At 61.2% G+C, this 26775-nt stretch carries 25 protein-coding genes; 7 read left to right on the top strand and 18 right to left on the bottom strand.

Annotation, left to right across the window (positions count from 1 at the left end):
* On the top strand, positions 1–619 hold a 619-nt coding region (locus tag HP499_RS03390), incomplete at its 5' end, for an amidohydrolase family protein (protein ID WP_172322529.1).
* A 434-nt stretch (positions 620–1053) separates the two neighbouring features.
* Positions 1054–1797 carry a polyprenol monophosphomannose synthase gene (locus HP499_RS03385; RefSeq protein WP_172322528.1) on the top strand — a complete coding sequence of 248 codons (744 nt, stop codon included), beginning with the start codon at positions 1054–1056 and terminating at the stop codon, positions 1795–1797.
* Between the two features lie 90 nt (positions 1798–1887).
* Here HP499_RS03385 and HP499_RS03380 read toward each other — a convergent pair whose 3' ends face one another.
* From HP499_RS03380 to HP499_RS03365, 4 genes are all read right to left on the bottom strand, one after another.
* On the bottom strand, positions 1888–2235 hold the full coding sequence (locus HP499_RS03380) for an RNA polymerase-binding protein RbpA (RefSeq protein WP_011774875.1): 348 nt from the start codon (positions 2233–2235) through the stop codon (positions 1888–1890).
* A 256-nt stretch (positions 2236–2491) separates the two neighbouring features.
* Complete coding sequence (locus HP499_RS03375; RefSeq protein WP_172322527.1) at positions 2492–3469, bottom strand: SPFH domain-containing protein; 978 nt, start codon at positions 3467–3469, stop codon at positions 2492–2494.
* Between the two features lie 82 nt (positions 3470–3551).
* Positions 3552–4013 (bottom strand): NfeD family protein, encoded by a 462-nt coding sequence (locus tag HP499_RS03370; RefSeq protein ID WP_172322526.1) that lies wholly within the window; start codon positions 4011–4013, stop codon positions 3552–3554.
* Between the two features lie 80 nt (positions 4014–4093).
* A complete protein-coding gene (locus tag HP499_RS03365) occupies positions 4094–4930 on the bottom strand; it encodes a methyltransferase domain-containing protein (protein WP_172322525.1) in 837 nt (278 codons plus the stop codon).
* 69 nt (positions 4931–4999) lie between these two features.
* On the opposite strand from HP499_RS03365, the gene HP499_RS03360 reads away from it, so the two are divergent.
* Positions 5000–7009 carry a S9 family peptidase gene (locus HP499_RS03360; RefSeq protein WP_172322524.1) on the top strand — a complete coding sequence of 670 codons (2010 nt, stop codon included), beginning with the start codon at positions 5000–5002 and terminating at the stop codon, positions 7007–7009.
* Between the two features lie 25 nt (positions 7010–7034).
* On the opposite strand, the gene HP499_RS03355 is transcribed toward HP499_RS03360, so the two are convergent.
* On the bottom strand, positions 7035–7709 hold the full coding sequence (locus tag HP499_RS03355; protein WP_172322523.1) for a peptide deformylase: 675 nt from the start codon (positions 7707–7709) through the stop codon (positions 7035–7037).
* Positions 7710–7760: 51 nt separating this feature from the next.
* Between HP499_RS03355 and HP499_RS03350 the strand changes: the two genes are divergently transcribed.
* Positions 7761–8168, top strand: coding sequence for a nuclear transport factor 2 family protein (locus tag HP499_RS03350; RefSeq protein WP_172322522.1), 408 nt, complete (start codon positions 7761–7763; stop codon positions 8166–8168).
* Here HP499_RS03350 and HP499_RS03345 read toward each other — a convergent pair whose 3' ends face one another.
* Genes HP499_RS03345 through HP499_RS03335 form a run of 3 tightly spaced genes read right to left on the bottom strand, consistent with a single transcriptional unit; the run spans position 8169 to position 11156 of the window.
* Positions 8169–9299 carry an NAD(P)/FAD-dependent oxidoreductase gene (locus HP499_RS03345; protein WP_172322521.1) on the bottom strand — a complete coding sequence of 377 codons (1131 nt, stop codon included), beginning with the start codon at positions 9297–9299 and terminating at the stop codon, positions 8169–8171.
* On the bottom strand, positions 9292–10023 hold the full coding sequence (locus HP499_RS03340; protein WP_172322520.1) for a class I SAM-dependent methyltransferase: 732 nt from the start codon (positions 10021–10023) through the stop codon (positions 9292–9294). The genes HP499_RS03345 and HP499_RS03340 overlap by 8 nt, the downstream gene beginning before the upstream one ends.
* The gene (locus HP499_RS03335) at positions 10020–11156 is read right to left on the bottom strand and encodes a type III polyketide synthase (protein WP_172322519.1); all 1137 of its coding nucleotides are present in this window, start codon (positions 11154–11156) and stop codon (positions 10020–10022) included. The genes HP499_RS03340 and HP499_RS03335 overlap by 4 nt, the downstream gene beginning before the upstream one ends.
* 131 nt (positions 11157–11287) lie before the next feature.
* Between HP499_RS03335 and HP499_RS03330 the strand changes: the two genes are divergently transcribed.
* The 3 genes from HP499_RS03330 to iolB all read left to right on the top strand — a co-directional run bounded on the left by HP499_RS03330 (position 11288) and on the right by iolB (position 15824).
* Positions 11288–13681, top strand: a complete 2394-nt coding sequence (locus tag HP499_RS03330; protein ID WP_172322531.1) for an excinuclease ABC subunit UvrA — start codon at positions 11288–11290, stop codon at positions 13679–13681.
* 489 nt (positions 13682–14170) lie between these two features.
* Positions 14171–14911: a GntR family transcriptional regulator gene (locus tag HP499_RS03325; RefSeq protein WP_172322518.1), complete on the top strand. Its 741-nt coding sequence runs from the start codon at positions 14171–14173 to the stop codon at positions 14909–14911.
* Positions 14912–14930: 19 nt separating this feature from the next.
* A complete protein-coding gene (iolB, locus tag HP499_RS03320) occupies positions 14931–15824 on the top strand; it encodes a 5-deoxy-glucuronate isomerase (protein ID WP_172322517.1) in 894 nt (297 codons plus the stop codon).
* Between the two features lie 76 nt (positions 15825–15900).
* On the opposite strand, the gene HP499_RS03315 is transcribed toward iolB, so the two are convergent.
* The 10 genes from HP499_RS03315 to HP499_RS03270 all read right to left on the bottom strand — a co-directional run bounded on the left by HP499_RS03315 (position 15901) and on the right by HP499_RS03270 (position 26712).
* Positions 15901–16935, bottom strand: coding sequence for a Gfo/Idh/MocA family oxidoreductase (locus tag HP499_RS03315; RefSeq protein ID WP_172322516.1), 1035 nt, complete (start codon positions 16933–16935; stop codon positions 15901–15903).
* Positions 16936–16985: 50 nt separating this feature from the next.
* On the bottom strand, positions 16986–18023 hold the full coding sequence (locus HP499_RS03310) for a Gfo/Idh/MocA family protein (RefSeq protein ID WP_172322515.1): 1038 nt from the start codon (positions 18021–18023) through the stop codon (positions 16986–16988).
* The gene (locus tag HP499_RS03305) at positions 18020–19018 is read right to left on the bottom strand and encodes a Gfo/Idh/MocA family oxidoreductase (protein WP_172322514.1); all 999 of its coding nucleotides are present in this window, start codon (positions 19016–19018) and stop codon (positions 18020–18022) included. The genes HP499_RS03310 and HP499_RS03305 overlap by 4 nt, the downstream gene beginning before the upstream one ends.
* A 100-nt stretch (positions 19019–19118) precedes the next feature.
* Positions 19119–20045, bottom strand: a complete 927-nt coding sequence (locus HP499_RS03300) for an ATP-binding cassette domain-containing protein (RefSeq protein ID WP_172322513.1) — start codon at positions 20043–20045, stop codon at positions 19119–19121.
* 13 nt (positions 20046–20058) lie between these two features.
* Positions 20059–21108 (bottom strand): ABC transporter permease, encoded by a 1050-nt coding sequence (locus HP499_RS03295; RefSeq protein ID WP_026540733.1) that lies wholly within the window; start codon positions 21106–21108, stop codon positions 20059–20061.
* A 61-nt stretch (positions 21109–21169) separates the two neighbouring features.
* Positions 21170–22171 carry a substrate-binding domain-containing protein gene (locus tag HP499_RS03290; RefSeq protein WP_172322512.1) on the bottom strand — a complete coding sequence of 334 codons (1002 nt, stop codon included), beginning with the start codon at positions 22169–22171 and terminating at the stop codon, positions 21170–21172.
* A gap of 241 nt (positions 22172–22412) precedes the next feature.
* Entirely contained in the window at positions 22413–23849 is a 1437-nt protein-coding gene (locus HP499_RS03285; RefSeq protein ID WP_309138330.1) for a sugar porter family MFS transporter, read from the bottom strand.
* Positions 23846–24721 carry a sugar phosphate isomerase/epimerase family protein gene (locus tag HP499_RS03280; protein ID WP_172322511.1) on the bottom strand — a complete coding sequence of 292 codons (876 nt, stop codon included), beginning with the start codon at positions 24719–24721 and terminating at the stop codon, positions 23846–23848. Before HP499_RS03280 ends, HP499_RS03285 begins: the two co-directional genes overlap by 4 nt.
* Before the next feature lie 10 nt (positions 24722–24731).
* Entirely contained in the window at positions 24732–25745 is a 1014-nt protein-coding gene (locus tag HP499_RS03275; protein ID WP_172322510.1) for a Gfo/Idh/MocA family oxidoreductase, read from the bottom strand.
* 49 nt (positions 25746–25794) lie between these two features.
* The gene (locus HP499_RS03270; RefSeq protein ID WP_172322509.1) at positions 25795–26712 is read right to left on the bottom strand and encodes a sugar phosphate isomerase/epimerase; all 918 of its coding nucleotides are present in this window, start codon (positions 26710–26712) and stop codon (positions 25795–25797) included.
* Between the last annotated feature and the right edge of the window lie 63 nt (positions 26713–26775).

The following is a 26775-nucleotide window of genomic DNA, read 5'->3' as shown; positions in this document are numbered from 1 at the left end:
CGTCGCGGCAGGTGAAGTGGGGGAGCAGAAGATCCGGGCCGCGGGACACCGGCTGGAGCATGTTGAGCTGGCCGATCAGGCCGCTATCGACAAACTTGCCAAGTACTCCATTACCGTCAGCGTCCAACCGGGCTTCGACGCCGCCTGGGGTGCTCCGAATGGGCTTTATGAGCAGCGCCTGGGCGTTCGCAGCAAGGCCATGAACCCCTTTGCGTCCTTCTACGCCAGTGGAGTTCCCATTGCCTTTGGCAGTGACAGCCCTGTTACTCCGTTGCGGCCGTGGTCCAGCGTGCGCGCCTGCCTGGAACACAGCAACCCGGAACAACGAATTTCCGCCAGGGCTGCATTCCTTGGACATACCCGCGCCGGATGGCGGGCCGCGAAGTACCGCAACCCCCTGATGGGACAGTTGGTACCGGGTGCGCCGGCCAGTTTCGCTGTTTGGGAAGTCGAAGAGCTCATGGTTCAGGTAGCAGACAGCCGGGTGCAGTCTTGGAGCACGGACCCGCGTGCGCGGACTCCACTCCTGCCCGCGCTCGATACCGGCAGCGATCCCCGGTGCCTGCAGACCGTTCGCGAGGGACAAGAGCTGTTTGCCCACGAATCGCTCCGCGTTTAAACACCACAATTTCCGGTTGGCTGCCGGGCCGTTGAACTGGGCGGATGCCTGGATCCGCAGGTCACCGGCCAGTTGACAGTGCGGAGTGAGTCCGTAGCATTGAGGCTCTACGGACGATCAACCCAGGGCGCGAGTTGCGGCTTGATGGTCCGGTCGTGGCCGGAACACGTTCATGGTGGCGGCAATCAGGTGGGCAGGTCCGTAACGACCCAGAAAACAGTTCGCCCGGGATCCATATGCCCGGCATTACTGGCCCTGGGCTTGCGGGCCTGTCCACGGCATGCCGGCCGGGGGGCGTGCATGGGCCTGCGTGTCCCACGCCACAGCCGCCCAAGGAGTGCCTTTCGGCGTCCTATAATGGAGAGTTGCGCCAGAATGCCAGTCGCCACGGCTGGCCCGGCACACTGACCGCTCCATCAAGGAAAGGCCTCTTCTTGCGTGTCCTGACGATCATTCCCACCTACAACGAGCTCGAATCGCTCCCCGTAACCCTGGGGCGGCTGCGTGCAGCAGTTCCCGAGTCCGATGTCCTGGTGGTTGACGACAACAGCCCTGATGGTACGGGACAGCTTGCCGACGAGTTTGCAGCCTCGGACCACCAAGTACACGTGCTTCACCGCAAGGGCAAGGAAGGCCTCGGCGCTGCCTACATTGCCGGTTTCAAGTGGGGTCTCGCTGCAGGGTACGACGTCCTGGTGGAAATGGACGCCGACGGTTCGCACAAGCCCGAGCAACTGCCCCTGCTCCTGGATGCCGTGAAGGACGGGGCCGACCTCGCCATGGGCTCACGCTGGGTTCCTGGTGGCAGTGTGGTCAACTGGCCGCTCTACCGCCAAGCCATCTCCCGGATCGGCAGCACGTACGCCCGCATCATGCTCGGCGTGAAGATCAAGGACGTCACCGGCGGCTACCGCGCCTTCAAGCGCAGCACCCTCGAGGCCCTGAAACTGGATGAAGTGGAGTCCGTGGGCTACGGCTTCCAGGTGGACCTCGCATGGAGGGTGGCCAAGCTGGGCCTCCGCATCGAGGAACGTCCCATCACTTTTGTGGAGCGGGAGCTCGGTGCCTCCAAGATGAGCGGCAACATTGTGGTCGAAGCCATGATCAACGTGACCAAGTGGGGTCTGGCCGCCCGCTGGGCCAAGCTCACGCGCAAGTCACCCGTCGCGGCGAAGTAGTCGTCCAACAAAAAGGGCCGGGTCCGGTTCCCACAGGGGGACCCGACCCGGCCTTGCTTGTCTCCAAGGGTATTAAGCCTGGGTTGCAGACTACGCGGAGCGGCGCTCTCCACGGCGCTCACGCAGAATGTTCAAACGATCCTCAAGGATCTGCTCCAGCTCAGGAAGGCTGCGGCGTTCCAGCAGCATGTCCCAGTGGGTGCGGACGGCCTTTTCATTAGCGTCCACAGGACGCTCGCCGTCAACCAGAAGAGCTTCCTTGCCGGTCTTCGAAACCCAGACCGGGGGAATCTCTGCCTCGGAAGAGAAGGTCACGAAGACCTGCTCGCCATCCTCGCAACGGTACTCGACCCGCTGGCGCGGTGCCGGTTCAACGCCGGATTCGGTTTCCATGCTTTGGGCGCCAAGACGCATACCCCGCAGGCTGCGATCGCTCATGATTACTCCCTCTGTCTGTACGCGGAGCAGGAACTCCGCGCTGGCCGTAAGCCGTTTTCACGATCCTTACGGACTACTTCTGCACACCTTGCATCACTAATTGCAACGCCTGGCCAAGCTTTTATGTTCCATCCGCGCTGAACCAGCCGGACAAATATCCCATTATACGCCGAACAGCACCCACTACTCAAAAGCCGGGACAAGCAGCGAGCGGCCAGCCGGAATGGCTGACCGCTCGTAACGCCCTGATCCGTGGTTATTCGACGGGCCTTGCGTGCTCCCCGGTTGCCGTGGCAGCGGGGGCCTTGGATTCGTCATTGCCACCGAAGAGACCCGCGGGGGAGTCCCCGGAGTTCCCGCCGAGGGCGCCTCCAATGCCCTTGAGGGCTTCTCCGACTTCGCTGGGAATAATCCACAGTTTGTTGGAGCTTCCTTCAGCGATCTTCGGGAGGGTCTGCAGATACTGGTAAGCAAGGAGCTTCTGGTCCGGATTGCCCTTGTGGATGGCATCGAAGACCTTCTGGATGGCTTGGGCTTCACCATCGGCCCGCAGGATGGCTGCCTTGGCGTCACCTTCAGCGGCGAGGATGGCCGCTTGCCGCTGGCCTTCAGCGGTGAGGATCTGCGACTGCTTGGTACCTTCGGCGGTGAGGATCGCTGCGCGGCGATCCCGCTCTGCGCGCATCTGCTTCTCCATGGAGTCCTGGATGGAGTGGGGCGGGTCGATCGCCTTCAGTTCCACACGCGACACACGGATTCCCCAGCGACCCGTTGCTTCATCAAGTACGCCACGCAGTTGACCGTTGATCTGGTCACGGGACGTGAGTGCTTCTTCAAGGTTCAGCCCGCCCACCACGTTACGGAGGGTGGTGGTTGTCAGCTGCTCGACTGCCTGGATGTAGTTGGCGATCTCATAGGTGGCTGCCCTGGGGTCAGTGACCTGGAAGTAGACCACAGTATCGATCGAGACTACGAGGTTGTCCTCGGTGATCACGGGCTGCGGCGGGAAGGACACTACTTGTTCGCGGAGATCCAAGAGCGGCAAGAGCCGGTCGACGAACGGAATCAGAATGGTCAAGCCCGGATTCAAGGTGCGCTGGTACTTACCGAGCCGTTCAACGACGCCGGCACGGGCCTGCGGGATGATCCTGACCGAGCGGACCAACACAATGATGACAAAAATAACGAGAACAACCAGCACAATTGCTGCTGCTGTTCCTCCTAAGCCGTCCATACATCTCCTTCGTTCCCCAATTGCGTGGTTTGATGCGGCGGTCCGGCGTGACTGCCGGACCGCATGAATCCAGGGCGCTTGGTCAGCGCGGGCTGTTTTCGGCAGGCGAGGCCACAACCGCCGTCGCGCCGTCGATTTTGGTGACCTGAACCGTGGCGCCGGCATCGATGACGCCGGCGGTGCTGCGGGCGCTCCAGACGTCACCGCCAATCTTGACAAGCCCACTGGTGCCGCTCACGGCTTCGATGACGAGAGCGGGTTGGCCAATCAGGCGGTCAATATTGGACCGCTGTTCTTCGGGGCCTTTATGCAGGTGCTTGAGCGCCACGGGACGGACAAAGGCGATCATGAGAAGGGAAACCACGCAGAAGATGACGATCTGCAGCCAGAAATCCGCGCCGGCAAAATCGGCCACCAGTCCGGCCAACGCTCCGCCGCCCAGCATAATGAAGAAGAGGTCCAGGGTGAGCATTTCCACCACTGCAAAAGCGAGGAAGACTGTGAGCCAGAGGGCCCACCAATTCTCGCCGAGCCATTCGAACATCGTTTCCCCCTTGGTCCCGGACCCCGCAGGCGGGATCACAGTCGCTGTTCTTCCATCCTAGCCCGATGCAGCGTGCCACGTCAGGACACGGTAAAGACGCTGATCCGGAATTTCGCCAAGGTTGCCACGGACCCGCTTGGCTCGTTCACTTCTCCTTGCTGCCCGAGATGATGCCCGGCAGGGCCCATGTAGGCGAGATCGCCCATCTGCCGGCCCGTCAGCTCCATGGGTACGTCCAGGCCATAGGTCCTGGTAAGGGTGAAATGCCCCTTCATCGAGTCAACCAGCCGTTCTTCCTTGCCTTCTTCGATGCCCAGCATGGACGTCCTGTCAGCAATTTCAGCAAGGTGGCCGGGCCTGGGCGTGACCACAATCAGTTTCCCGCCAGGACGTAGCACCCTCCCGAATTCGGCGGGGTTCCGAGGGGCAAAGACCACCATGACCACGTCCACTGAATTCTCAGCCACAGGCAAGGGGCGCCAAATGTCCCACACGAGGTTTACTGCCTGGGGGTTGAGCCGGGCCGCCCTGCGCAGCGCGAATTTGGAAATGTCCAGACCGATCGCCGAGGCCCCGGATGCTTCGATGACTGCTTGGAGGTAGTGCCCGGTTCCGGTTCCGGCGTCAAGAACCACCGCGCCGTGGTCAGGCAGTGCTCGCGCAGCTTCCTCGGCCACTGCTGTGGTCAAAGGAAGATAGTGTCCTGCTTCCAGAAAGCGGTGACGTGCTGCCACCATATCGGCAGTGTCGGCTTCGAAGACCGTGCCCTTGCCTGTTAAAAGGTTGAAGTATCCCTGCTTTGCAGCGTCGAAGAGGTGGCCGGACGGGCAGACCAACGTCCTCTGCGGACGTTCCATCAGCTGGACCGCCCTGTGGCACAGCGGACAGCGGAGGGCAGCGACGGCGTCGGAGAACATGGCTTCAATCCTACGGCTGGCCGGAGTGTCAGGTGCCGCGCACGGGGCTGCCGGGCTAGGCTCACCCTCGTGAAACCCGAGCAACTTCCCCTGCTGAACTCCGTGTCCGCCCCCGCCATCCACCCTGATGGGACCAAGGCGGTGGTATCTGTCACCAGGCCGGATTTTGATGCCGATAGTTATGTCGGCCAGCTGTGGTCCATCCCCTTGGATACCACCAAGTATCCGCGCCGAATCACCCGCGGCTTCAGGGATGGTTCGCCGGCGTTCTCGCCTGACGGCCTTGTCCTGGCATTCCTCCGAAGCGATCCCGATGGCAAACCCCAACTGTTCGTCGTGGAGGCAGCTGGCGGCGAGCCGCAGCGGATCACCGATCAGCACTCGGGGGTGGGCGGCTTCACATGGGCGCCCGATTCACACAGGATTGCCTTCCTGGCACGCGTCCCGGAACCAGGGCGCTACGGGACCGTGGAGGGCTTGACCGCGTCCGGCGAGGACGCCCGCCTGGTCACCGCGAACCAGTACAGGATGAACGGCATCGGCTACACCGCCGATCAGCGCCAGCAGGTGTTCGTTGTTGAGGTTCCGGAGTTGGGCGGTGAGCCTGCGGTGGTACCCCGCGGACGCGCTGCCCACGAACAGCCCACTCCCGTAGCCCCCGGCCTTCCCGTGGCCAGGCAGCTGACATTTGGCGACTCGGACCACGAGTCCCCGTGCTTCTCTGCCGACGGCTCACACCTTTACTTCGTAGCGGCCCTGCATGAGAGGCACGACGACGATCTGGTCACCTCGGTTTACAGGGTGGAGGCCGCCGGTGGCGAGCCGACCGTCGTCGAGCCCTCCAACGGAAAACTCCAAACGGTGACTGCAGTCCGCGCTTCCCTGGATGGACGCTGGTTGTTCTATACAGCCCAGGATCTGGGGACTACCGGCCGGGACTTCGTTGCCCGGAACGGCGTCCTGTACGCGATGCCGACCGGCGGGGGAGAGGCGGCTGCCCTGACCGACGTCGAACATCTTGACGTTTCAGGACCGCTGGAGCCGAGCGGGCCTTCCAGTGTCCTTGTCCTGAACACGGCCTTGGGCAGCGTCGAACTGCTTGACGTCAACGCCGACGGCGGCATCATGCCCTTCGTCCACGGCGCCCGGGTGGTCATTGGCGCAACGGTAGCGGCAAACGGTGAGATCGCGGTGAGCCTTTCCGACGCCTCCACCGTGGGCGACGTCGCTTCCTTGGAACGCGGAGAACTGCGTCTGCTGACCGATTTCTCCGCTGCCCTCCGGAACAATTCCCGCGTCAGCGAGCCCTTGGACTTTGAAGCCGAATCCGCCGACGGCCATCCCGTCCATGGCTGGCTTGTCCTTCCGGACGGGCCGGGACCGCATCCGGTATTGCTCACGATCCACGGCGGTCCTTTTGCCCAGTACACGGGGACTTTCTTCGACGAGGCACAGGTCTACGCCGCCGCAGGATATGCAGTGGTGATGTGCAATCCCCGAGGGTCCGCCGGTTACGGCCAAGCCCATGGCCGCGCCATCAAGGAGCGGATGGGCACGCTGGACATGCAGGATGTGCTTGCATACCTGGATGCAGCCATGGCCGCCCACAAATCCTTGGACAAGGACCGGGTAGGCATTATGGGCGGCTCCTACGGTGGCTACCTGACGGCCTGGACCATCGCCCACGATCACCGCTTCAAGGCTGCGATTGTGGAACGCGGCTTCCTGGACCCCGTCAGCTTCGCGGGGTCCTCGGACATTGGCTGGTTCTTCGGCGGTGAATACACTGGTGGAACTGCTGAGCAGATGACAGCCCAGAGCCCTATGGCCGTGATGGGCGCCGTCCAAACTCCAACGCTGGTGGTGCACAGCGAGAACGACCTCCGATGCCCCATCGAGCAAGGCCAGCGCTACTACTCACAATTGAAGGCCCAGGGAGTTGATACCGCCTTGCTGGTGTTCCCGGGCGAAGACCACGAGTTGTCCAGGTCAGGGACACCGCACCACCGGAAGCAGCGCTTTGAGCACATCCTTCGCTGGTGGGCACGGCACCTGCCTACTGAATCGAATCAGGCCTAGTCCGCGTTCGCGGCGGCACCCGCCGTCAGTGCAGGAAGCCCAGGCTCCGGCGTGCGTCCTCGATGTCCGGAGTGGCCCAGCGTGCGGAATGCTCAGCGTTGCTGGCCAAGGACCTGATCTCGGCGCGGTCCAGGTACAGCGTGCCGTGGAGGTGGTCCGTCTCATGTTGGACAATGCGAGCCTGCCAACCTGAGAACCATTCCTCCACAGGCTCACCCGCCGGTGTGAGGTACCTCAGTTCCACGTTCCGGTAGCGGGTCACCACTGCCTGGTAACCGTTCACGGAGAGGCAGCCCTCATAGAAGGAAGCCATCTCCGTACCCAGCGGCGTGTAGTGCGGGTTCACGATGACGAAAAACTCCATCTGCTCCCGGTGCCGTACTGCGGCGGAGACGGGGTCCAGATCGTACTGATCCTCCAGCACGGCCACTTGCAGGGGGATGCCCAACTGGGGAGCAGCCAGGCCGACGCCCGGGGCGTCATGCATGACCTCGCGCATGCGGTCCACCAGGGCCGCCAGTTCGACGTCGTCCAACTGGCCATCGTACGGTGCTGCCAATTGCCGCAGCACGGGGTGGCCCGCTTGGACAACCGGCGGAAGTTCATCCGCATCAAGCAACCTGCGGACAGCGTCCCGGATCTGGGTGGGGGTGAAGTCCGTGGCCGGGCTCAGGCCCTCGTGTTGAGGTTGATGGTTCATGGCAAGAGCCTATCGCCACGGGCCTCCTTTGCCTTGGGCTAGGCTCGACCAATGAGCGATTCATCTTCTTTGGACCGTGTCCTCGGATTCGTCCGGACCGTTGAAGCCGGCGGTGGAGCCGCTGAACTTCAGCCTTACCTTGCCGAGGACTTCCAACTCACCGAGTGGCCCCACGCATTATCCAAAACAGGTTCCACAAGGAACCTGCAGGAGACGTTGGCCGGTGCCGACCACAGCAAGGATATTGTTGCCGACCAACGGTTCGAGGTGGTCCGTACCACCAGCGAGGGTAGTCGCGTGGTCCTCGAGATGAACTGGTCGGCCACGTTGCTCCTGGATCTCCCGCACTGGGACCGTGGCGATACCATCCGCGCCAGAAGCACAGCAGTCTTTGAGCTGCGTGACGGGCTGATCGTCAGCCAGGATACCTACGACTGCTACTACACCACCCCTGAGTAGCTAGCGCATGGTGAAGCGCCGCTCCACCAGCCCCGCCACGGAGGGGAGCTCGAGCACTCCGGCAAAGAGTTTGTTCCTCGCTTCCATGGCAGCCGGTGGCAGCGGCCTGCCCAACGCCATGTTCAGTCCTGCCTGACGCGAAGCCCGCCTGGCTGCTTTCCTGCGCGACTTCTCAAAACGGTCCAGCAACCGGCCAACGTCCGAACCGCCGAAGGACGCATCCATGATGGGGGCCAATTGGGCAGCATCCAACCAGCCCAAATTCATGCCCTGGCCTCCGATCGGACTGATTTCATGGGCTGCGTCGCCAAGCAAGACAACACGGCCGTGCACCATTCGCGCCGCCAGCCGGGACCGCACCTCGAAGGCGCTCAACATGGTGTTGCTGCCTGCGTCCGGGACTTCGCCGGTTCTGTCGCCGATCAGCTTAGCCAGCCCGGCCGCCGTCGTGCCTTGGTCCGGTGATCCCAGCCGTACCACCCATCTGCGCACCCCGCCCGGCAACGGGAACGACTCCACGATCCCGTCCGGCTCCAAATACAGGACGGCATCCGTTCCATGACCGGTGGCATCAGCAAAATCGCCCATGATGTAGCAATCGGGATAGCTCCGCGAGGGCAGGTGCGGCAGAATCCTTTGACGAATCGAAGAATGCGCCCCATCAGCGGCCACCACCAGCCGCGCGCGGAACTCAAGGGCACCGCGGGCTGAATCCGCGGCGACACGCACGGACCGGAAGTCATCCACCACGTGGTGGACATCGGCGCCGCGGACGATCGCCGCCGGGTCAAGATCCATGACGGTCTTCTCCAAGACTGTTTCGGTCACCGTCTGGGGTACTGCAAGGATGATTGGGAAAGCGGGATCGCCGTCAAATGCCAACCGGGCCACCATCCGGCGCTGGCTATAGGCAACACCTTGGTGGATATGGACCCCGGCCGCAATCAGCTGGCCGGCAACCCCGGCGCGAGCCAGCTCCGCCAGCGCCGGAGGGTGGATGCCGATGGCGCGGGAACTGTCACTACGGCTTGACCGCCGTTCCAGAATCCGCACCTGATGTCCCCGCTGGAGCAACAGTGCTCCCATGAACAGCCCCACGGGACCGGCTCCGACGATCACTACGTCAAACATTTTCCTGCCCCGTCCGGGTGGACCGCGAATCCTCAAGCACCAGAAGGTGATGCCAAGGTCCGTTGGCCTCGACCCTCCATGGCGCCGGAACGGTTGATTCCAATTCCATGGCAGTGTAGCTGCGCTTGATGGACACCAAGCCGTCAGCCAAGATGTACGAGCCGAGTCCCAACGGCCAGAATCCGGCCATGAACAGCCCGTAGGAGAGGTTGCTGCGTTTGAGGTCGTTGTGGAGGACCAGACTGCGGCTGAGTGCTTCCGAGTCGCGCAGGACTGCGGCAAGTTCTCCGGAACCGAGGTGGTGGAGAATGTGGTTGGAGATCACGAAATCGAAGACCTTGCCCTCGGCCACCAACTCGGAACTGTGCGCTTGACGGTACGTAACACCTTCAATGGCGGGATCCTTGGAGGCAAAGGCAAACGCCCTGGCATCAGGGTCGATCGCTGTCACCGTGAGGCCGAAACCATCCTTGCGGGCCCATGCCGCCAGGCTCCGGGCAACGTCACCGCTGCCGCATCCTATGTCCAGCAAGGATGCTGCACCCTGGGCCGCCAGTTCCGGCCGGATCCTGTGGCGGTAGATGCCGTGCCACCCCGAGAGGAGCCTGTTGACCACCGGAAACCTGGCATACGTCCTGGTGAGGCGGGCGGGGTCGCAGTCTTCCCTGTCCATTTCCTCCACGGCGGACAGATCCCTCTCCTGAAGAGGGCCCCATGGACTCACAGATCGGGGGAGACCAGCGTGAAGAGTCCCGTCTCCACCGTCAGGCCCGGTCCGAACGCCATGGAACAGATCCGCTCCTCACGTTCCGTGGCGGCCTGCCCCAGCATGTACTTCAGGACAAAGAGCACCGTGGCGCTGCTCATGTTGCCGTACTCACGCAATATTTCCCTCGCCGGGATCAGCTGCTCATGCGTCAGTTCGAGTTTGGACTCCACTTTGTCCAGAATGCTGCGGCCCCCTGGATGGATGGCCCAATGGGTGATGTCACTGTATGGAAGTCCGGCCAACTCCGGCTCCTTGGCCAGGAGTGGTTCCAGGGCGCCTGTGATGTGTTCCTCGATGATGTGCGGGACGTAGGAGCCCAACACCATTTCGAATCCCTCATCGCCGATGTTCCAGGCCATGGCTTCCTCGCCGACGGGTGTCAGAACCGTCTCGAAGTGGTCCAGCCTGATGACCGGTTCCGGCCCTTCCGGCTCTTTGGACGTCACGACGGCGGCTGCCGCACCATCACCGAAGATGGCTGAACCCATGATCGTATCGGGATCGTTGGATGTGCGTACATGAAGGGAACAGAGTTCCACGCAGATCACCAGGACCACGGCCTCGGGATCGGCCACGCAGAACTGCTTGGCGGCTTTGAGGGCGGGGAATGCTGCGTAACAACCCATGAACCCGAGGTGGTAGCGCTGAACCGCCGGGTTCAGGCCCAACGCCCTGACTACCTTGTAGTCGGGTCCCGGGTTGAAGAAACCGGTGCAGGAGACGGTGATGACGTGGGTGATGTCATCGAGGTCGATTCCCGAAGCCTGGGCCACCGCCGTCTTTCCTGCCTCCACGAACAACTTGGTGGCTTCCGTAGCGAAGATTTCGTTGCGTACCTTGGTGCTCGGGCTGAGGACCCTGTTGGTTTCGGGGTCGAAAAACTGCGGATTCTCCGAATGTGCATCGAGGCTCAGCTCTGCAACCGCCGTGTAGCGGGTGTCGATGGCTGCTGAGTCAAAGCAGGTGCTCACAAGGCGCGTTCCCAGCCGCGTCAGGCCTGGTTGAGAGGCGAAAACTTCACGGGCCTGCTGCTGGACGAGGATGGTTGGCGGGACTGCGGTTTCAAGGGACCTCACGTATACCGGCATGCTTCATTCTTAGCGAGTAAACGGTGGAAGACAATGGCAGAATCGAACTTACTGACCGAGGTCGGTCACGGATAGCCAGGCGACGCCGACGGGGGACTGTTGGGCAGCGCCGCCCCATAGATGGAGAAATGATGACTATTGCCGCGAGCACTGACACGGATTCTCCGGCGTCGCATGTCGCTGACACCCACGATCTCATCAGGGTCCAGGGTGCGCGCGAGAACAACTTGAAGGATGTCAGCATCGAGATTCCCAAGCGCCGGCTCACGGTGTTTACCGGTGTCTCGGGTTCAGGAAAGAGTTCGTTGGTTTTCGCAACCATCGCTGCAGAGTCGCAGCGCATGATCAACGAGACCTACAGCGCATTCGTGCAGGGATTCATGCCCTCGCTGGCCCGCCCCGACGTGGACATGCTCGAAGGCCTGACGACGGCGATCATCGTGGACCAGGAACGCATGGGCTCCAACCCGCGTTCAACCGTGGGCACCGCCACGGACGCCAACGCCATGCTGCGGATACTCTTCAGCCGCCTCGCCCAGCCGCACATCGGCTCACCCAACGCCTACTCCTTCAACGTCCCCACTGTGAAGGCCAGTGGTGCCATCACAGTTGAGCGCGGCGAGGGCAAAACCAAGACGGAGAAAGCCACCTTCAACCGCTTGGGTGGTATGTGCTCACGGTGTGAAGGGATGGGCTCCGTCAACGACTTTGATCTCACGGCACTCTATGACGACACCAAGTCCCTCAGCGAGGGCGCGCTCACCATTCCCGGCTACACCATGGATGGCTGGTACGGACGGATCTTCAGCGGCTCCGGCTTCTTCAACATGGACAAGCCCATTGCCAAGTTCACCAAGAAGGAGCTCCATGACCTCCTGTACCGCGAGCCCACCAAGATCAAGGTGGAGGGCATCAACCTCACCTATGAAGGCGTGATCCCCAAGATTCAAAAGTCGATGCTCAGCAAGGATGTGGACGCGTTGCAGCCGCACATCCGTGCGTTCGTTGAGCGCGCCATCACCTTCACCACGTGCCCCGAGTGCGAAGGGACGCGGCTGAGCCCCGAGGCACGGTCTTCCAAGATCAAAGGCAAGAGCATCGCCGATGTCTGCACCATGCAGATCAGCGATCTGGCCAGCTGGATCCGCGAACTCCATGAGCCGTCGGTGGCGCCACTGCTGAAGGGCCTTCAGCACCTTCTGGATTCCTTTGCGGAGATCGGCCTGGGGTATCTATCCCTCGACCGGCCGGCTGGCACCTTGTCCGGGGGAGAGGCACAGCGGACCAAGATGATCCGGCACCTGGGATCCTCCCTCACCGACGTGACTTACGTCTTCGATGAACCCACCATTGGACTTCATCCGCACGATATCGAGCGGATGAACCAGCTGTTGCTGCAGTTACGGGACAAGGGCAATACGGTTCTGGTGGTGGAGCACAAGCCGGAAACCATTGCGATTGCCGATCACGTGGTTGACCTTGGACCCGGCGCAGGCACTGGCGGCGGCACCGTCTGCTACGAAGGCGATCTGGAGGGTTTGCGGGGGAGCGACACCATCACAGGCCGCCATCTCGATGACCGCGCCTCCCTCAAGGAAACCGTCCGTCCCGGCTCAGGCCACTTGGAGATCCGGGGAGCTGCAACCAATAACCTCAAAGGCGTCGACGTCGACATTCCCCTTGGCGTTCTCTGCGTCCTGACCGGGGTGGCCGGCTCTGGCAAAAGTTCCCTGATCCATGGCTCGGTAGCGACGCGCGAGGGTGTTTTGGTCATTGACCAAGGTGCCATCCGCGGCTCGCGCAGGAGCAACCCTGCCACCTACACGGGACTTCTGGAACCTATTCGCAAAGCCTTTGCCAAAGCCAATGGCGTAAAGCCTGCTTTGTTCAGTTCAAACTCAGAAGGAGCATGCCCCACCTGTAACGGTGCCGGTGTTATCTATACGGACCTGGGGGTCATGGCGACCGTGGAGTCACCGTGTGAGGAATGCGAGGGAAAGCGCTTTCAGGCCTCGGTTCTTGAGTACAAATTGGGGGATCGCAATATTGCAGAAGTGCTTGCAATGTCTGTGGACGAAGCCGAAGTGTTCTTCAGCGAGGGTGAGGCGAGAACGCCGGCCGCCCACAAGGTCCTGGACCGGCTGTCAGACGTCGGCCTCGGCTACCTCACGCTGGGGCAGCCACTGACCACCTTGTCCGGCGGTGAGCGGCAACGGCTCAAGCTGGCCACGCAGATGTCCGAAAAAGGTGACATCTACATACTGGATGAGCCAACCACCGGCTTGCACCTTGCAGACGTTCAGAACCTCCTGGGAATGCTGGATCGTCTGGTCGAGTCGGGCAAATCCGTCATCGTGATTGAGCACCACCAAGCCGTCATGGCGCACGCTGACTGGATCATCGATCTTGGACCCGGCGCAGGACACGACGGCGGCAGGATCGTTTTCGCCGGAACGCCGTCGGAGCTGGTGGCTGGCAAATCCACACTGACCGGAAAGCATTTGGCGGCCTACGTCGGGAAATAGCACCTTGTTGGGGGCCGCGCCAGGAAGCAGCACCAGCGCGGCCCCTGACGTTCAGGAGGCGGAGTTCCAGCACCCCCTTCCACCCCCGGGCATAACACCGATAATCTACATTATGTAAAGTTGTCGGAAAGAAGCCCTCCCCGGAGGCCCGGCGGCAGCCGCCAGTATTGTCTGCGTATTGCGGACCGCCAGGAGAAAGCCGCAACGGCAACGCAACGGCAATTCTGGCCGAAATCTCCCCGGCGAACGGCCGTGACAAATCCACGCGCACCTCGCGTGCTGAGCAGCGGCGCGTCTCGAGTATTGCTGGCGCTGCGCTGACGTCAGGACATGCCTAAACGTGTGAGTGTGAGCCTACTTGACCCTTGACGCATGCCTGCTAATATCGAAAAACGAAGGTATGTCCTATCAAAAGAACAAAGGGTGACATGCCGCGGACGCTGTAGGCATTGGCGGAGCGGACTGAGCCTGGAACGTGGGGAACATTCAGTGGCGAATCAACTCGGCCTCAACATCGACCGCTCCTCCCCCATCCCCCTTTACCATCAGGTGGTTCAAGGCATAGAGGCAGCGATCCACAGCGGCGTCCTGGAACCCGGGAGCCGGCTGGATAACGAGATCGATCTCGCAGCACAGCTCAACTTATCCCGGCCCACCATGCGCAAAGCCATGGATGAGCTTGTCCGATCCGGACTCCTGGTCCGCAAACGCGGTGTGGGCACGCAGGTGGTTTCCAGCCAGGTGCGCCGGCCGCTGGAACTTTCCAGCTTGTTCGATGACCTCACCAATAACGGCAAGAAACCCACAACTGAAGTTCTCAGCTTCTCGCACATGGAGGCAGACGCACCAACTCTGGCCACGCTGCAACTTCCGGCCGGCTCCAAGGTGTACCACTTCACCCGCCTCCGCAAAGTGGGCGGAAAGCCCCTGGCGTTGATGGAAAACTGGGTCCGTGATGACATCGCGAGCATGGATGAAGCCATGCTCGCCGCTGAAGGCCTCTACGCAATCCTCCGCAGGGGCGGCGTTAATTTCCGTCTCGCCACACAGCGGATCGGTGCGATGATCGCCAACGACTACCAAGCACCTCTTTTGGAGACGGACGTCAACTCCGCTTTGGTGACTATGGAACGCACAGCCGTGGATGACACCGGACGTCGGGTTGAAACAGGACATCACGTCTACCGCGCTGATTCCTACAGCTTTGAAATGACTCTTGTACAGCGCTAACCGCAAAGGACTCCCCCACATGACCAACTGGGTCTATCCCCTGGGCACTGCCGCAGAAGGCAGCTGGGACATCTCCCTCGGAACATCAGATTCCGCTATTGCAGTGGACGGCTGGGCCCATACGGGCCTGAAGGTCGCCACGCTGGCCGCGGGCTCCGCCGTCGAACTTCCGGCCGCTGGTGAGGAGCGGATTGTGGTTCCGCTCAATGGATCCTTCACTGTCACCGTGGATGGCACCGAATACGACCTTGCGGGACGGGCATCTGTCTTCAGCGGTCCCAGCGACGTCCTGTACTCGGGCACCGGCAAGGCCGTTTCCATCACGTCGGTCGACGGCGGCCGGGTTGCCGTGGCGACAGCCCCGGCCAAGGCTTCGTATCCTACGCGGCTGATCACGGCGGCTGAGACGCCGGTCGAATTGCGGGGAGCCGGCAATTGCTCACGGCAGGTCCACAACTTCGGAACGCCCGCAGCACTGGAGGCCGACCGTTTTATTGTGTGTGAGGTCATCACACCCGCCGGCAATTGGTCCTCCTATCCCCCGCACAAGCATGATGAGGAAAAGGATGGTGAAACGCACCTCGAAGAAATCTATTACTTCGAGACGCAAGTTGCCGCCGGCTCCGGGGCGCCCTCGGACGCGGACGCCATGGGCTACCAGCGGGTATACGCCTCTGATGACCGGCCCATCGATGTCGCGGCAGAAGTCCGCACAGGCGATGTGGTCCTGGTCCCCTACGGTTGGCATGGCCCCGCCATGGCAGCACCGGGCTATGACCTGTACTACCTGAACGTGATGGCCGGCCCTGGACCGGTCCGCGAGTGGCTCATCAGCGATGACCCGCACCATGGCTGGGTTCGCCGGGGCTGGGACAGCCAGGACATCGACCCGCGCCTGCCGTTCGGCGTCTGATCCAACCCGCCCCCATGCTGCAAAGACAGAAGCCTCCGCCTGATCCAGTAGATTCAGGCGGAGGCTTCTTTCTTGCTCAGAGCTTGACTGCCAGGGCCACTCTGACCGGCGCTCCCGTGACCAACGATTCCTGTGCCGCATCTGCTACCCGCGATGCCGCTACAGCATCCTCGGGCGTGCACGGGTTCTCCCTCTCCCCCAGTATCAGCTCGACGAACGCCGCCATTTCGGAGCGATATGCCTGATCGAATCTCTCAGCAAAGGTCCGGTGAGGTTCACCTGCCGGGAACATGACACCGGGTTCAGCTGAGACCATGGCGCTCTGCCCATCCAGGCCCACCATGACTGATTTGTTGGAACCTTGGATCTCCAGGCGGACGTCGTGCCCAGCTCCGTTGTAGCGGCTCGCCGAAACTGTTCCCACGGTGCCGTCGTCAAAAGTCACAACGGCCAGGGCCGTGTCCACATCCCCCACCTCACCAATGGCGGGATCGCCGTTGTTGGAGCCTTTGGCATACACCTCAACAATCTCGCGCCCCGTCAACCAGCGGAGGATGTCGAAGTCATGGACCGAACAGTCGCGGAACAAGCCGCCGGATGTCGCAAGGAACTCCACCGGCGGCGGCGTCATATCGCAGGTGACGGCACGCACTGAATGAATCCAACCGAGCTCGCCGGCCTGAAAGCCGCGACGTGCTTCGAGGTAGCCCGCGTCGAAGCGGCGTTGATGACCGATCTGGACCACTCCATTGTTGTCCAGGACATAGTCCAGTACGGGGAGCGCCTCGTCCACGTTCATCGCCACCGGCTTTTCGCAAAAGACCGGGATACTGGCGTCCACACCTGCCCGGATCAGCTCCGGATGGGTACCTGTGCCCGTGGCGATGACCAGGCCGTCCACCCCTGAGGCAATCAGTTCCGCAACTGACTCCACGTATTCGGCGCCCAGGTCCATCGCAACCGTTCTGGCATGGTCAGCGGCAACGTCTGTGAGGCGAAGCCGCACATTGACGCCCTTGTTACTGAGGCCTGGATTCAATGCGGTGATGTTCTTCGCGTGCATGACGCCAATGCGCCCCACACCAACCAAGCCGAGTGTAATGTCTTTCATGATGTTCCTTCCGGGGGAAAATACTGGTGGTGGCTCGGGGTGGCCGTGGTTTACTGACCGTGCTCGCCTGGGAACACAATCCCCAGCTGGCGCCGGATTTCATCCGCGACTTCGAGAGTTCGGATGGATGCTGCCAGCGTTCTTTGGCTCGCTTGGAAGTCGCCACTGGAAATGGAGCGCGCCACCGCCGCCGCCTCATAGTGCAGGCCTTCGAAATGGCTGCCCGATGCTTCGTCATAGCGAAGCCGGGACCCGTCAGGGAATCTGACCTCGAACGTTCCCGGCATGTTGAAGGGGCCTTCAATCACCAGGGTGGCTTCGGTACCAACGATCGTTGCAGTCGTCGGGGTGAAGTTGTGCAGGTGGGTGTTCACGGCTGCCTGTGCACCGCCGTCGAACGTCATGATGGCCGACAACTGGGCGTTTACGCCTGACTTGTGGGGCTGACCGACGGCGCGCAACTCCCGCGGGCTCCCCAGCACCTCTGTGACGAGGGCCAGCGGGTAGGTGCCCAGATCAAGCAGGGGCCCTCCGGCCAGTTCAGGACGGAAGATGCGATGGGAGGGGTCAAAGTGCTCGCCGTACTCGGCAACAACAGTGGTGATTGTTCCCAGCATGCCGGCATCCAGGAGTTGCCGGATCACATCAAACTTCGGCAGGAAAAAAGTCCACATGGCCTCGGCGGCAAATACCCCTGCGGACTCAGCCCTTGAAGCAATGTCCCGCGCTTGATCGGCATTGAGTCCCAGGGGTTTCTCGATCAGGACATGCTTTCCGGCGTCGATTGCCAGCAGGGCGGACGCGTGATGGGAGGTGTGTGGTGTGCAGATATACACAATGTCCACCTCCGGTGCTGCAGTGAGCTCCTCATAGCTGCCGTAGGCGGCTGGAAGGTTGAATTTCTCCGCAAACGCTTTTGACCGACTCAGCGAACGGGATCCGACGGCGGTGATCACCTGGCCGGTATGCGCCTGGACCGATTGGGCGAACCGTTCTGCGATCCACCCCGGCCCCAAAATGCCCCAGCGAAGTGCAGGAGCATCTTTCGAGTCCGGTACACGGGACTGCGGAAGCAAGGGCGTGGTCATGAGTAGCTGACCTTCGTCGACGCCCCACTGCTGTGGAGGGACTGGATCATTGCCTGGGCGACAAGCGCTGCATTCAGTCCGTCCTGTGCTCCGGCCAGTGGTGGCTGTTCTCCACGGGTGAGGGCGGAGATCCATGCTTGTAACTGCAGGCGATATGCGTCGGCGAAACGGGGGCGCCAGTCCGGCGGGATGACACCCTGTTTCGTTCCGTCCTGTTCGATGCCAAGAAGGGAACTGTCCTGCAACGCCGTGGTTCCCAGCTCGGAGACCACCTCGCAGCGGGTGGTGTAGCCATACCGGGCATTGAGAAACAACTCCAACGTGGTGAGTGTTCCATCTGCGGTACGAAGTGTCATGAAGGACGGGTCCTGCAGGCCATCGCCGGCATCCCGGGTGCTTTTTCCGGCCTGCCACGACACTTCCGCAATGGGCGAGTCCAAGAGCCAGGGAATGATATCCAGCTCGTGAATGGCCGAATTGGTAATGGCGGATTCCGAGGTGGCTCCCGGTGCTGCGGAAGCATTGCGGCTAACGCAATGGACCATCAGGGGCTCTCCCTGCGACCCTGCCTGCACGGCTGCCCGGAGTGCTACGTAGCCAGGGTCGAAGCGGCGCATAAAGCCCAGGGACAGGAGCGAGGTTCCTGTGGCGGCAACCATGTCGGCGTCGGCCGCCACCACTTCCAGGCTTTCCAGAAGCGTCGGTGCCAGCGGCTTTTCGCACAGAACCGGCGTCATCGCCTCGAAGCATTCCAGCACCAAGCCGGCATGCGTGGAATCATGTGAGGCAACAACAACGGCATCCACCTCACTGGAATTGATCAATTCCGACGGGTCCGTGGTGATGCGTGCCGAGGCAGGCGCTGCTGCAGCCGCGCGATCGGCGTCGAGGTCTGCAACAAAAGTGACTTCGGCCCCGCCGATGGTAGTGGCGAGGTTCCTGATGTGGTCTGCGCCCATGATGCCGGCGCCAATAACACCAACCCTGATCGGCATGGTGATCCCTTCTGGTTGTGGAAGTAGTGGGTGCAGGTGATGCGCACAGCAGCGCGGGGTGTTCCGCACCAGCTCCGGAACACCCCGCCGCCTGCCGGCATTACCCGTGTTTCGGGGCGCCGGAACTTACTGTGACATCGACGTCGGCCACCTCGGCTTTGACTGCTTTGACTACATCCCCGTGCCCGCCCAACTGCTCCAGCTCGTGGGCGAGTTCGGCAAGCTCGGCACCACCGGCCATCTGGGCGGTGAGCTCGTCCAGGGTGATGTCCTTCTTGTCGTAGTAGCCAATGGACTTGCCTCGTTTGAGCAGCAGGAACCGGTCTCCCACCGGGAAAGCATGGTGCGGGTTGTGGGTAATGAAGATGACGCCGAGGCCGCGGTCGCGAGCCTGGAGGATGTAGCGCAACACCACGCCCGACTGCTTGACGCCCAACGCAGCAGTGGGCTCGTCGAGAATGAGGACCTTCGCGCCGAAGTACACAGCCCGGGCAATGGCAACGCACTGGCGTTCACCACCGGAGAGCTGTCCGATGGGTTGCTCCACGTCACGCAGGTCAATGCCCATCTCGGCAAGTTCCTTGAGCGTAATGGCCTTCATTTGCTCGACGTCCATGGACTTGAACGGTCCGAAGCCTTTAGTGAGCTCTGATCCGAGGAAGAAATTGCGCCAGATCGGCATCAGCGGCACCACGGCAAGGTCCTGGTAGACAGTGGCGATGCCTGCGTCCAAGGCATCACGGGGTGAACTGAACTTCCGTTCCTCGCCCATGATGTTCAGGACGCCCTCGTCGTGCTGGTGAAGTCCGGCGATGATCTTGATCAGCGTTGACTTGCCTGCACCATTGTCTCCCAGCACGCAGGTCACGCGGCCGTTGTCTACGGCCATGGTTACTTCACTCAACGCGATGATGTTGCCGTAGTGCTTACCCACCCCATCCAAGGACAGCAGGTGAACGGGTGTGTGCGTAAGTGGATCACGCTCATTTTGCAGCAGCGTTTCCTGGTCGATTGCTTTGGCATTCATTTCCGGTGGCCCCTTACTTCAATTCCGCGCGGCGTTTGACGATGAGGTTGACGATCGTTGCGAGAAGCAGCATCAGCCCAAGGAAGAACTTGAACCAGTCCGGGTTCCACTGCGCATACACGATGCCCTTGTTGGCCATGCCGAAGATAAACGCGCCGATGGCGCCACCCACGGCAGAACCGTAACCACCGGTCAGGAGGCAACCGCCAATGACAGCGGCGATGATGTAGAGGAACTCGTTGCCCACGCCTTCGCCGGACTGTACTGAGTCAAAGGCAAAGAGGTTGTGCATGCCCAGGATCCAGCCACAGAAGCCAACGCCCATGAAGAGCCCTATCTTGGTGGCCTTGACCGGAACACCTACTGCCCGGGCAGCATTTGCATCTCCGCCGACGGCAAAGATCCAGTTACCCACGCGCGTTCGCATGAGAACCCAGGTAGCGACAGCGACGAGGGCAACCCACATGAAGACGGTGATCTTAACTTCAACTCCACCCAGGTTTACGGAGGAGGCAAAGACAGCCTGAGCTGAGGAAAAACCATCCATGTCAGAGATGGAGGGCGATGAAACTCCACCGCCGATCATCCTTGTCAGCCCCAGGTTCAGCCCGGTCAGCATCAGGAACGTGGCCAAGGTGACGATGAAGCTTGGAAGCTTGGTCTTCATCAGGATCCAGCCGTTGATGAAGCCGATGGCCAGCGACACCACCAAGGCCAGGCCCACACCTACCCAGACGTTGGTGCTGAAGTACCAACTGAACATGGATGCCGTGAGGGCTGAGCTAATGACCGCAACACCGGTGGAAAGGTCGAATTCTCCGCCAATCATCAACAGGGAGACACCTACAGCCATGATTCCAATAGTGGAGCTTCCGTAGAGGACTGTGGCAAATGATGCGGGTTGCAGGAATGTGGGCGAAACCAATGCAAAGAAGATGAAGAGGACTATTGCCCCCACAAGGGCGCCAACTTCCGGCCGGCCCAACAGCTTCTGAAGTGGATTGCGCCTGCCGATTCGTTCATCACGAAGGGGAAGGGGGGTTTTGGATAAGGTCTGTGTCATGGCTTTCTCCTGCTAGGGCAGGTTCCCGGACGAAGGCCCGGGAACCTGCTTGGCGGAATCCTTAGCGGATACCTTCCTTGGCGAACTTGAGGACGTCGGGGGCCGAGGACTGATCGATGATCGATGGACCCGTCAGAACCGGAAGGCCGCCGCCAACATGGAAGCCGCCGCGCTTGACCTGCCAGAGCGCGTCAACGGCGCCGTAGCCCTGAAGCCACGGCTGCTGGTCAACTGTGAAGGCCACTTTGCCATCGATGATGGACTGCGCGAGTTCGCCGTTCATGTCAAAGGAGGCAACCTTGACTTTGTCTTGCAGGCCGAGCGATTCCACTGCCTTGTTGATGGTCAGCGTAAAGGGCGCACCCAGGCCAATGATGGCGTCTGCGTCCGGTGTCGCCTGGAGCTTGGCCGTTACTGTGGAGGAAACCTGGGTCATATCCGTGCCCTGCACGAACAGGTTTTCGGTGCCCGGGACTTTCGACTTGACCCCTGCACACCGTGAATCAAGAGCAACGTTGCCTTGCTCCATAATGACGCAGATCGGATGCTTCACCCCGAGCGAAGTGAGCTTCTCTCCCACCGCCGCGCCGGCCAGATTCTCGTCGGAACCGAAGTGGGTGAAAGCACCCACCTGCTTCCACACGTCCGCACCGGAGTTGAGGCTGACAACAGGGATACCAGCGTCGGCAGCCTTCTTGAGGACATCCTTCAAGGCGTCCGGCTTGGCCAGAGTGACTGCGATTCCGGCCACTTTCTGGTCGATGGCCTGCTGAATCAGTTGAGCCTGCCGCCCGCCCTCGGGATCCGACGTGTAGAGAAGCTCCACGTTGTCCTTGGCAGCAGCTTCTTCGGCGCCTTTGCGGAGAATGTCCCAGAACGTGTCGCCGGGGGCGGCGTGGGTGATGAGCGCTATTTTGATACGTTCCGTAGAGGCGACCTGTCCCCCACCGGCACCGCTGCCGGATCCGTCGGTTTTGCCTCCCGTGCTCGAACACGCACTCAGAGCCAGCAGCGGGACAACTGCGGCCACCACGGCCGCCTTACGCCAGGAAAACTTTCCCACGATGAATCTCCTTTGATTTCAGCTCCGGGCTGCCACCTTGCAGCCACCGGATTGCGCCTACTTTGATCATGGTGATCCACAGCACATAAGTCAATAGTTTGTCCTGACATTAGGATGTAATCACGTAATATCCATTTACTCCATGGAATGGATGGGCCTGAATCGACAAAAAAGGGCAGCGCCGCTGTTATCAGCGACGCTGCCCTTTACTGGGTTGTTTGTTGACGTAGCGCTGGAGAGCTCAGGGTCCCGCGGGTGCCGCCGACGCAGGTGCCTTGCCCGCCACGTTCTTGAAGTAGTGCTCCAGGTCCTCGAGGCTTTTGTCCTTGGTTTCCGGAATGCACTTCGCGGCAAAGGTGATGGCGGCGACGCCGAGTACCGCGAAGACGAAGAAGGTGTTGGACAGTCCGATGGCTGCCAGGAGCTGGGGGAAGCCAAAGCCCACCAGGAAGTTGACTATCCACAGGACAAAGGCAGAAGCTCCCATGCCCAGACCCCGGATCTTCAGGGGGAAGATCTCGGAAAGCATCAACCAAGTGACCGGAGAAATCGCGCCCTGTTGGAACGCAAGGAACGTCACCGTCAAGGCCAGGATGACAAACCCCCGCGCAGTCCCTTCCGGCAGCACCAGGGAGAAGATGCCAATGAGCAGAAGGGCACTTGTAGTGCCTATCTGCCCGGTGATGAGCATTTTTCGCCGACCAACCTTCCCCAGGAGCCAAATACCCACAAAGGTAGCCAGGACGGAAATGACGCCGTTGGCAATATTTGCCGTCAGGGCAGCCTCCCGGCCAAATCCTGATTCCGCAAGTATCTGGGTGCCGTAGTACATGATCGAGTTCACGCCGGTGATTTGCTGGATCACAGCCAAGCCGAGGCCCACCACGAAAATCCTGCGGAGCCAAGGAATGCCCAGATCCTTCCACGAACCCATTTTGGACTTGTAGTCCTCCACGGCCATGGCTTTGACATCCTCGAACTCAACCCGGGCCTCTTCCTGTGACCGAATTCGCCGTAGGACGCTCAGCGTCTCCCCAAAGTTCCCCATGGAAGCAAGCCAGCGCGGGCTCTCCGGCATGAAGTTCATGCCAATCCAGAGGGCGATCGCCGGGAGGGTTGCGATCACCAGCATCCAACGCCAGATTCCACCCGCCTCCCCGAACGTGTTCCCAAGGTAGGCATTGAAGATAAAAGCCAGCAGCTGTCCAGTGACGATCATCAGCTCGTTCTGGGTGACAATCCTGCCACGGCGGGCACTGGGAGAAACTTCAGCGAGATAGACCGGTACCGTGACCGAGGCACCTCCGACGGCGAGGCCAAGAATGAACCGGGCCGCCACCATAATTTCCGTGGTGGGCGCGAACGTACAGGCAAGCGTCCCCAGCAGGAAGATCATGGCGAGAACCATGATCATTCTCCGGCGGCCGTGCCGGTCGGCGAGCCTTCCGCCCAGAAGGGCTCCAAACGCGGCACCAAACAGCAGCGAAGAGGTCACCAAACCTTCCGTAAAGGGAGTGAGACCCAGGTCCTCCTGCATGTACGGCAAGGCACCGTTGATGACACCAGTGTCGTAACCGAAGAGCAGCCCGCCGAAGGTGGAAATGATCGTTACGGTCCGGAGCGCCCTCTTGTGGTTGACCGGTTTCTCAACGGTTCCTGAAGGCAGTGAAGCGCTCACGCGCTGACCTTTTGAATATGCTGCTTCATGGTCTCCAACTGGTAGAGGGAGACGTCCTCCGCATTCTCATCCTCGGCGAAGACTGACGAGACCATCACGGTGTTCGCCTTGTCCAGGAACCCGATCTCCTTCAGGCCGCCAAAGAACTCGTCCCAGTTCACGTCGCCGTCGCCGATTTTGAGGTGCTGGTGGACGCGGACGGCATTGCCGGGCGGGTTGGTGATGTAGCGAAGACCGTGGGAGGCATGGTGGTTCATGGTGTCCGAGACGTGGACCAGGCGCAGCTTGTCCCCTGCCGCCCGCATGATCTCCAACGGCTTGTTTCCCATGTGGAAACTGTGCGAAGCAACGTAAACCATCCCGATGTTGGGCGAGTTGACGCCCCGGATGACGCGCAATGCGGCCAGCCCGTCCTCCACGAAGTCATCAGGATGCGGATCTATGAGTACATCCATGTCTTCGCGTTCGATGATCGGCAGCAGTTGTTCCATGGAGCGGTAGAACGCGCGCTCGGACTCTTCCGCCTTCTCAGGGCGGCCGCTGAACTCAGTGTTCATGGTCTGGACCCCGAGGTCCACTGCAATCTGGATGGCTCGCTTCCAGTAACGCACGGCTGCTTCCCGGGCGTCCTCATCCGGCCCCGACCAGCGAAGAACGGGCAGCACAGACGCGATTTCGACGCCGGCGTCCTTGCACGCTGCTTTCAGCTTGGCCACCAGTTCGTCATCCGCCTTGGGGTGGTTGAAGAACGGGATGAGGTCCGCATGCGGTGTCATCTGCAGGTACTTGTAGCCCAGGTCTGCAGCCACCCGAGGGAACTCCAACAGGCTGTGGCTGTGGTGGAACGGTGTGGGATCAAGTGCGATCTTCATGGCCCACCCCCTACTTGTAAAGATCCGGCTTGGTGTTCAGTTGGACTTTAACCTTTTCGCCGGACTTCTGGGCCTCGACGCCGGCCTCGCAGCAGGCAGCTGTGGCGTACCCGTCCCAGGCGGTAGGGCCGCCGATCTCCCCACGCAGGGCGGCGTCAACCCATGACTGCACCTCGACGTCGTACGCGGCTCCAAAGCGGTTCTCGAAACCCGGGGTGACATTTCCGCCCCATTTGCCCGCGGTCTGGACATAGGGGCCGTTGTCCCCGCCGATGCTGACGACGCCGTCCTCGAACGAGGCTTGCGTAGCTACCTGATAGCCGAATTTGGCGTTGACATAGATTTCGACGTCGGCCAGCACGCCGGATTCCGTTTCGAGCAGCACGTGCTGGGGATCGTGCTGGCCGCTGGGCGCATTTCGGGTCGGCTTGCCAAGCCTGACCTGCACGGAGGTGATTTCCTCCCCGGTGAAGTACCGGATCGCATCGAACTCATGGACTACGGAGTCGTTGATCAGCATTTCGTTGGTAAAGCCCGCGGGCGTGCTCGGATTGCGATGCTGGTGGTGCAACATCAGCAACTCCCCCAACTCGCCGTTGCGAATAATCGAACCCAAGGCCGAGTACTCGGAGTCGAAGCGGCGCATGAAGCCCACCTGAATGCGCTGGCGACCCAACGCCAGCTCAGCCTGGACAACCTTCCACGCGCTTTCGGCGTCCGGGGTGAGCGGCTTCTCGCAGAGGATCGGGAAGTCCTTTTCCAAGGCCTTGTACAGGATTTCCTCATGCAGGAAGCCCGGGGTTGCAATAAGGACTGCGTTCACGTCCCCATTGTTGAGCGCCTCGTCAGCGCTGGTCAGGGCTACAGCGCCGTCGATTCCTTCAACGGCCGCTTGTGCCCGGGCAAGGTCGACGTCGACGACGGCGGCTACTTCAGCGCCGTGGATGCGGGTCCTGAGGCGCTTGATGTGGTCCGCACCCATGCGGCCTGCACCGATGACGGCAACGCGGAGAGTCTTGGTCACTGTATTCGTCCTTCGTAAAATTCTTCTGGGTGGCTCTTGCTGGACAGTGTTACTGGACCCGTGTGCGGGATCCGCAGGACAGCAGGTAATTACGGGTTCGCTTGGCGATCGGCATCGGCACGTCGAATGCTACCGGGTACATGTCCTGTTCAACGATGCCGAAGATGGGTCGGTTGAGGGCTTCAACAGCTTCGATGACGGCGCGAAGGTCCGGCAGTCCGTTCGGCGGCTCGGTCATGACGCCGGCCAGGTTGGCAGCTGCCCAGGTCATGTTCTTTTCATTGACCTCGGCCAGGACCTCAGGATTGATCTGCTTCAAATGCAGGTATCCGATGCGGTCGGGATAGTTCTTGATCAGTTCCAGGCTGGACGCGCCGCAGTATTCCGCGTGCCCCGTGTCCAGGCAGAGGTTCAAGTACCGCGGGTCCGTGGCAGCGAGCAGGGTTTCAATATCCTGCTGGGCTCCCACATGGGAGTCGGCGTGGGAGTGGAACTGCTGGTGCAATCCAAAGTCTTCAAGCAGCACCTTGCCCATACGGTTGTGACCGGCGAACAGGTCTGCCCATTGCTCATCGGAAAGTTCACCGTTCTCCACAGCCTCACCGGTGACATCGTCGCGCCACATGGCCGGGATGACCACGATGTGTTCGCCACCCATGGCGGCAGTCAGTTCGGCAACCTTCCTGGCGGGCTCCCATGCTTCGTCATATTGCTTCGCGCCGCGGTGGAACGCGGTGAAGACCGTTCCCGCGGTGACTTTGAGGTCGCGCTGCTTCAGTTCCTCAGCCAGCCGGGTGGGGTCAGTGGGCAAGTAGCCATACGGCCCCAGTTCAATCCACTTGTAGCCGGACTCTGCTACTTCATCCAGAAATCGCTCCCATGGAGTCTGCTGGGGATCATCTGCGAACCAGACGCCCCAGGAATCGGGTGCTGTACCGATGATCAGCTTGTTCTCGACATCAGTCATGACGGCGTTGTCTTCCTTTGCGGCGGTGGGGACGGATTTAGTTGGAGGGGAAGTTGTAGGAGG

Source organism: Paenarthrobacter sp. CM16, from assembly GCF_013179505.1.
Classification (GTDB): domain Bacteria; phylum Actinomycetota; class Actinomycetes; order Actinomycetales; family Micrococcaceae; genus Arthrobacter.
Note: the sequence above shows the minus strand (reverse complement) of the source record. Positions and strands in the feature narration are given on the sequence as shown.

Bases quoted from the DNA above. Each gene is read 5' to 3' on its own strand.
- HP499_RS03380 (WP_011774875.1), bottom strand. From the start codon at position 2,235: ATGAGCGATCGCAGCCTGCGGGGTATGCGTCTTGGCGCCCAAAGCATG.
- HP499_RS03375 (WP_172322527.1), bottom strand. From the start codon at position 3,469: ATGGACGGCTTAGGAGGAACAGCAGCAGCAATTGTGCTGGTTGTTCTC.
- HP499_RS03370 (WP_172322526.1), bottom strand. From the start codon at position 4,013: ATGTTCGAATGGCTCGGCGAGAATTGGTGGGCCCTCTGGCTCACAGTC.
- HP499_RS03365 (WP_172322525.1), bottom strand. From the start codon at position 4,930: ATGTTCTCCGACGCCGTCGCTGCCCTCCGCTGTCCGCTGTGCCACAGG.
- HP499_RS03355 (WP_172322523.1), bottom strand. From the start codon at position 7,709: ATGAACCATCAACCTCAACACGAGGGCCTGAGCCCGGCCACGGACTTC.
- HP499_RS03350 (WP_172322522.1), top strand. From the start codon at position 7,761: ATGAGCGATTCATCTTCTTTGGACCGTGTCCTCGGATTCGTCCGGACC.
- HP499_RS03345 (WP_172322521.1), bottom strand. From the start codon at position 9,299: ATGTTTGACGTAGTGATCGTCGGAGCCGGTCCCGTGGGGCTGTTCATG.
- HP499_RS03335 (WP_172322519.1), bottom strand. From the start codon at position 11,156: ATGCCGGTATACGTGAGGTCCCTTGAAACCGCAGTCCCGCCAACCATC.
- HP499_RS03330 (WP_172322531.1), top strand. From the start codon at position 11,288: ATGACTATTGCCGCGAGCACTGACACGGATTCTCCGGCGTCGCATGTC.
- iolB (WP_172322517.1), top strand. From the start codon at position 14,931: ATGACCAACTGGGTCTATCCCCTGGGCACTGCCGCAGAAGGCAGCTGG.
- HP499_RS03315 (WP_172322516.1), bottom strand. From the start codon at position 16,935: ATGAAAGACATTACACTCGGCTTGGTTGGTGTGGGGCGCATTGGCGTC.
- HP499_RS03310 (WP_172322515.1), bottom strand. From the start codon at position 18,023: ATGACCACGCCCTTGCTTCCGCAGTCCCGTGTACCGGACTCGAAAGAT.
- HP499_RS03305 (WP_172322514.1), bottom strand. From the start codon at position 19,018: ATGCCGATCAGGGTTGGTGTTATTGGCGCCGGCATCATGGGCGCAGAC.
- HP499_RS03300 (WP_172322513.1), bottom strand. From the start codon at position 20,045: ATGAATGCCAAAGCAATCGACCAGGAAACGCTGCTGCAAAATGAGCGT.
- HP499_RS03295 (WP_026540733.1), bottom strand. From the start codon at position 21,108: ATGACACAGACCTTATCCAAAACCCCCCTTCCCCTTCGTGATGAACGA.
- HP499_RS03280 (WP_172322511.1), bottom strand. From the start codon at position 24,721: ATGAAGATCGCACTTGATCCCACACCGTTCCACCACAGCCACAGCCTG.
- HP499_RS03270 (WP_172322509.1), bottom strand. From the start codon at position 26,712: ATGACTGATGTCGAGAACAAGCTGATCATCGGTACAGCACCCGATTCC.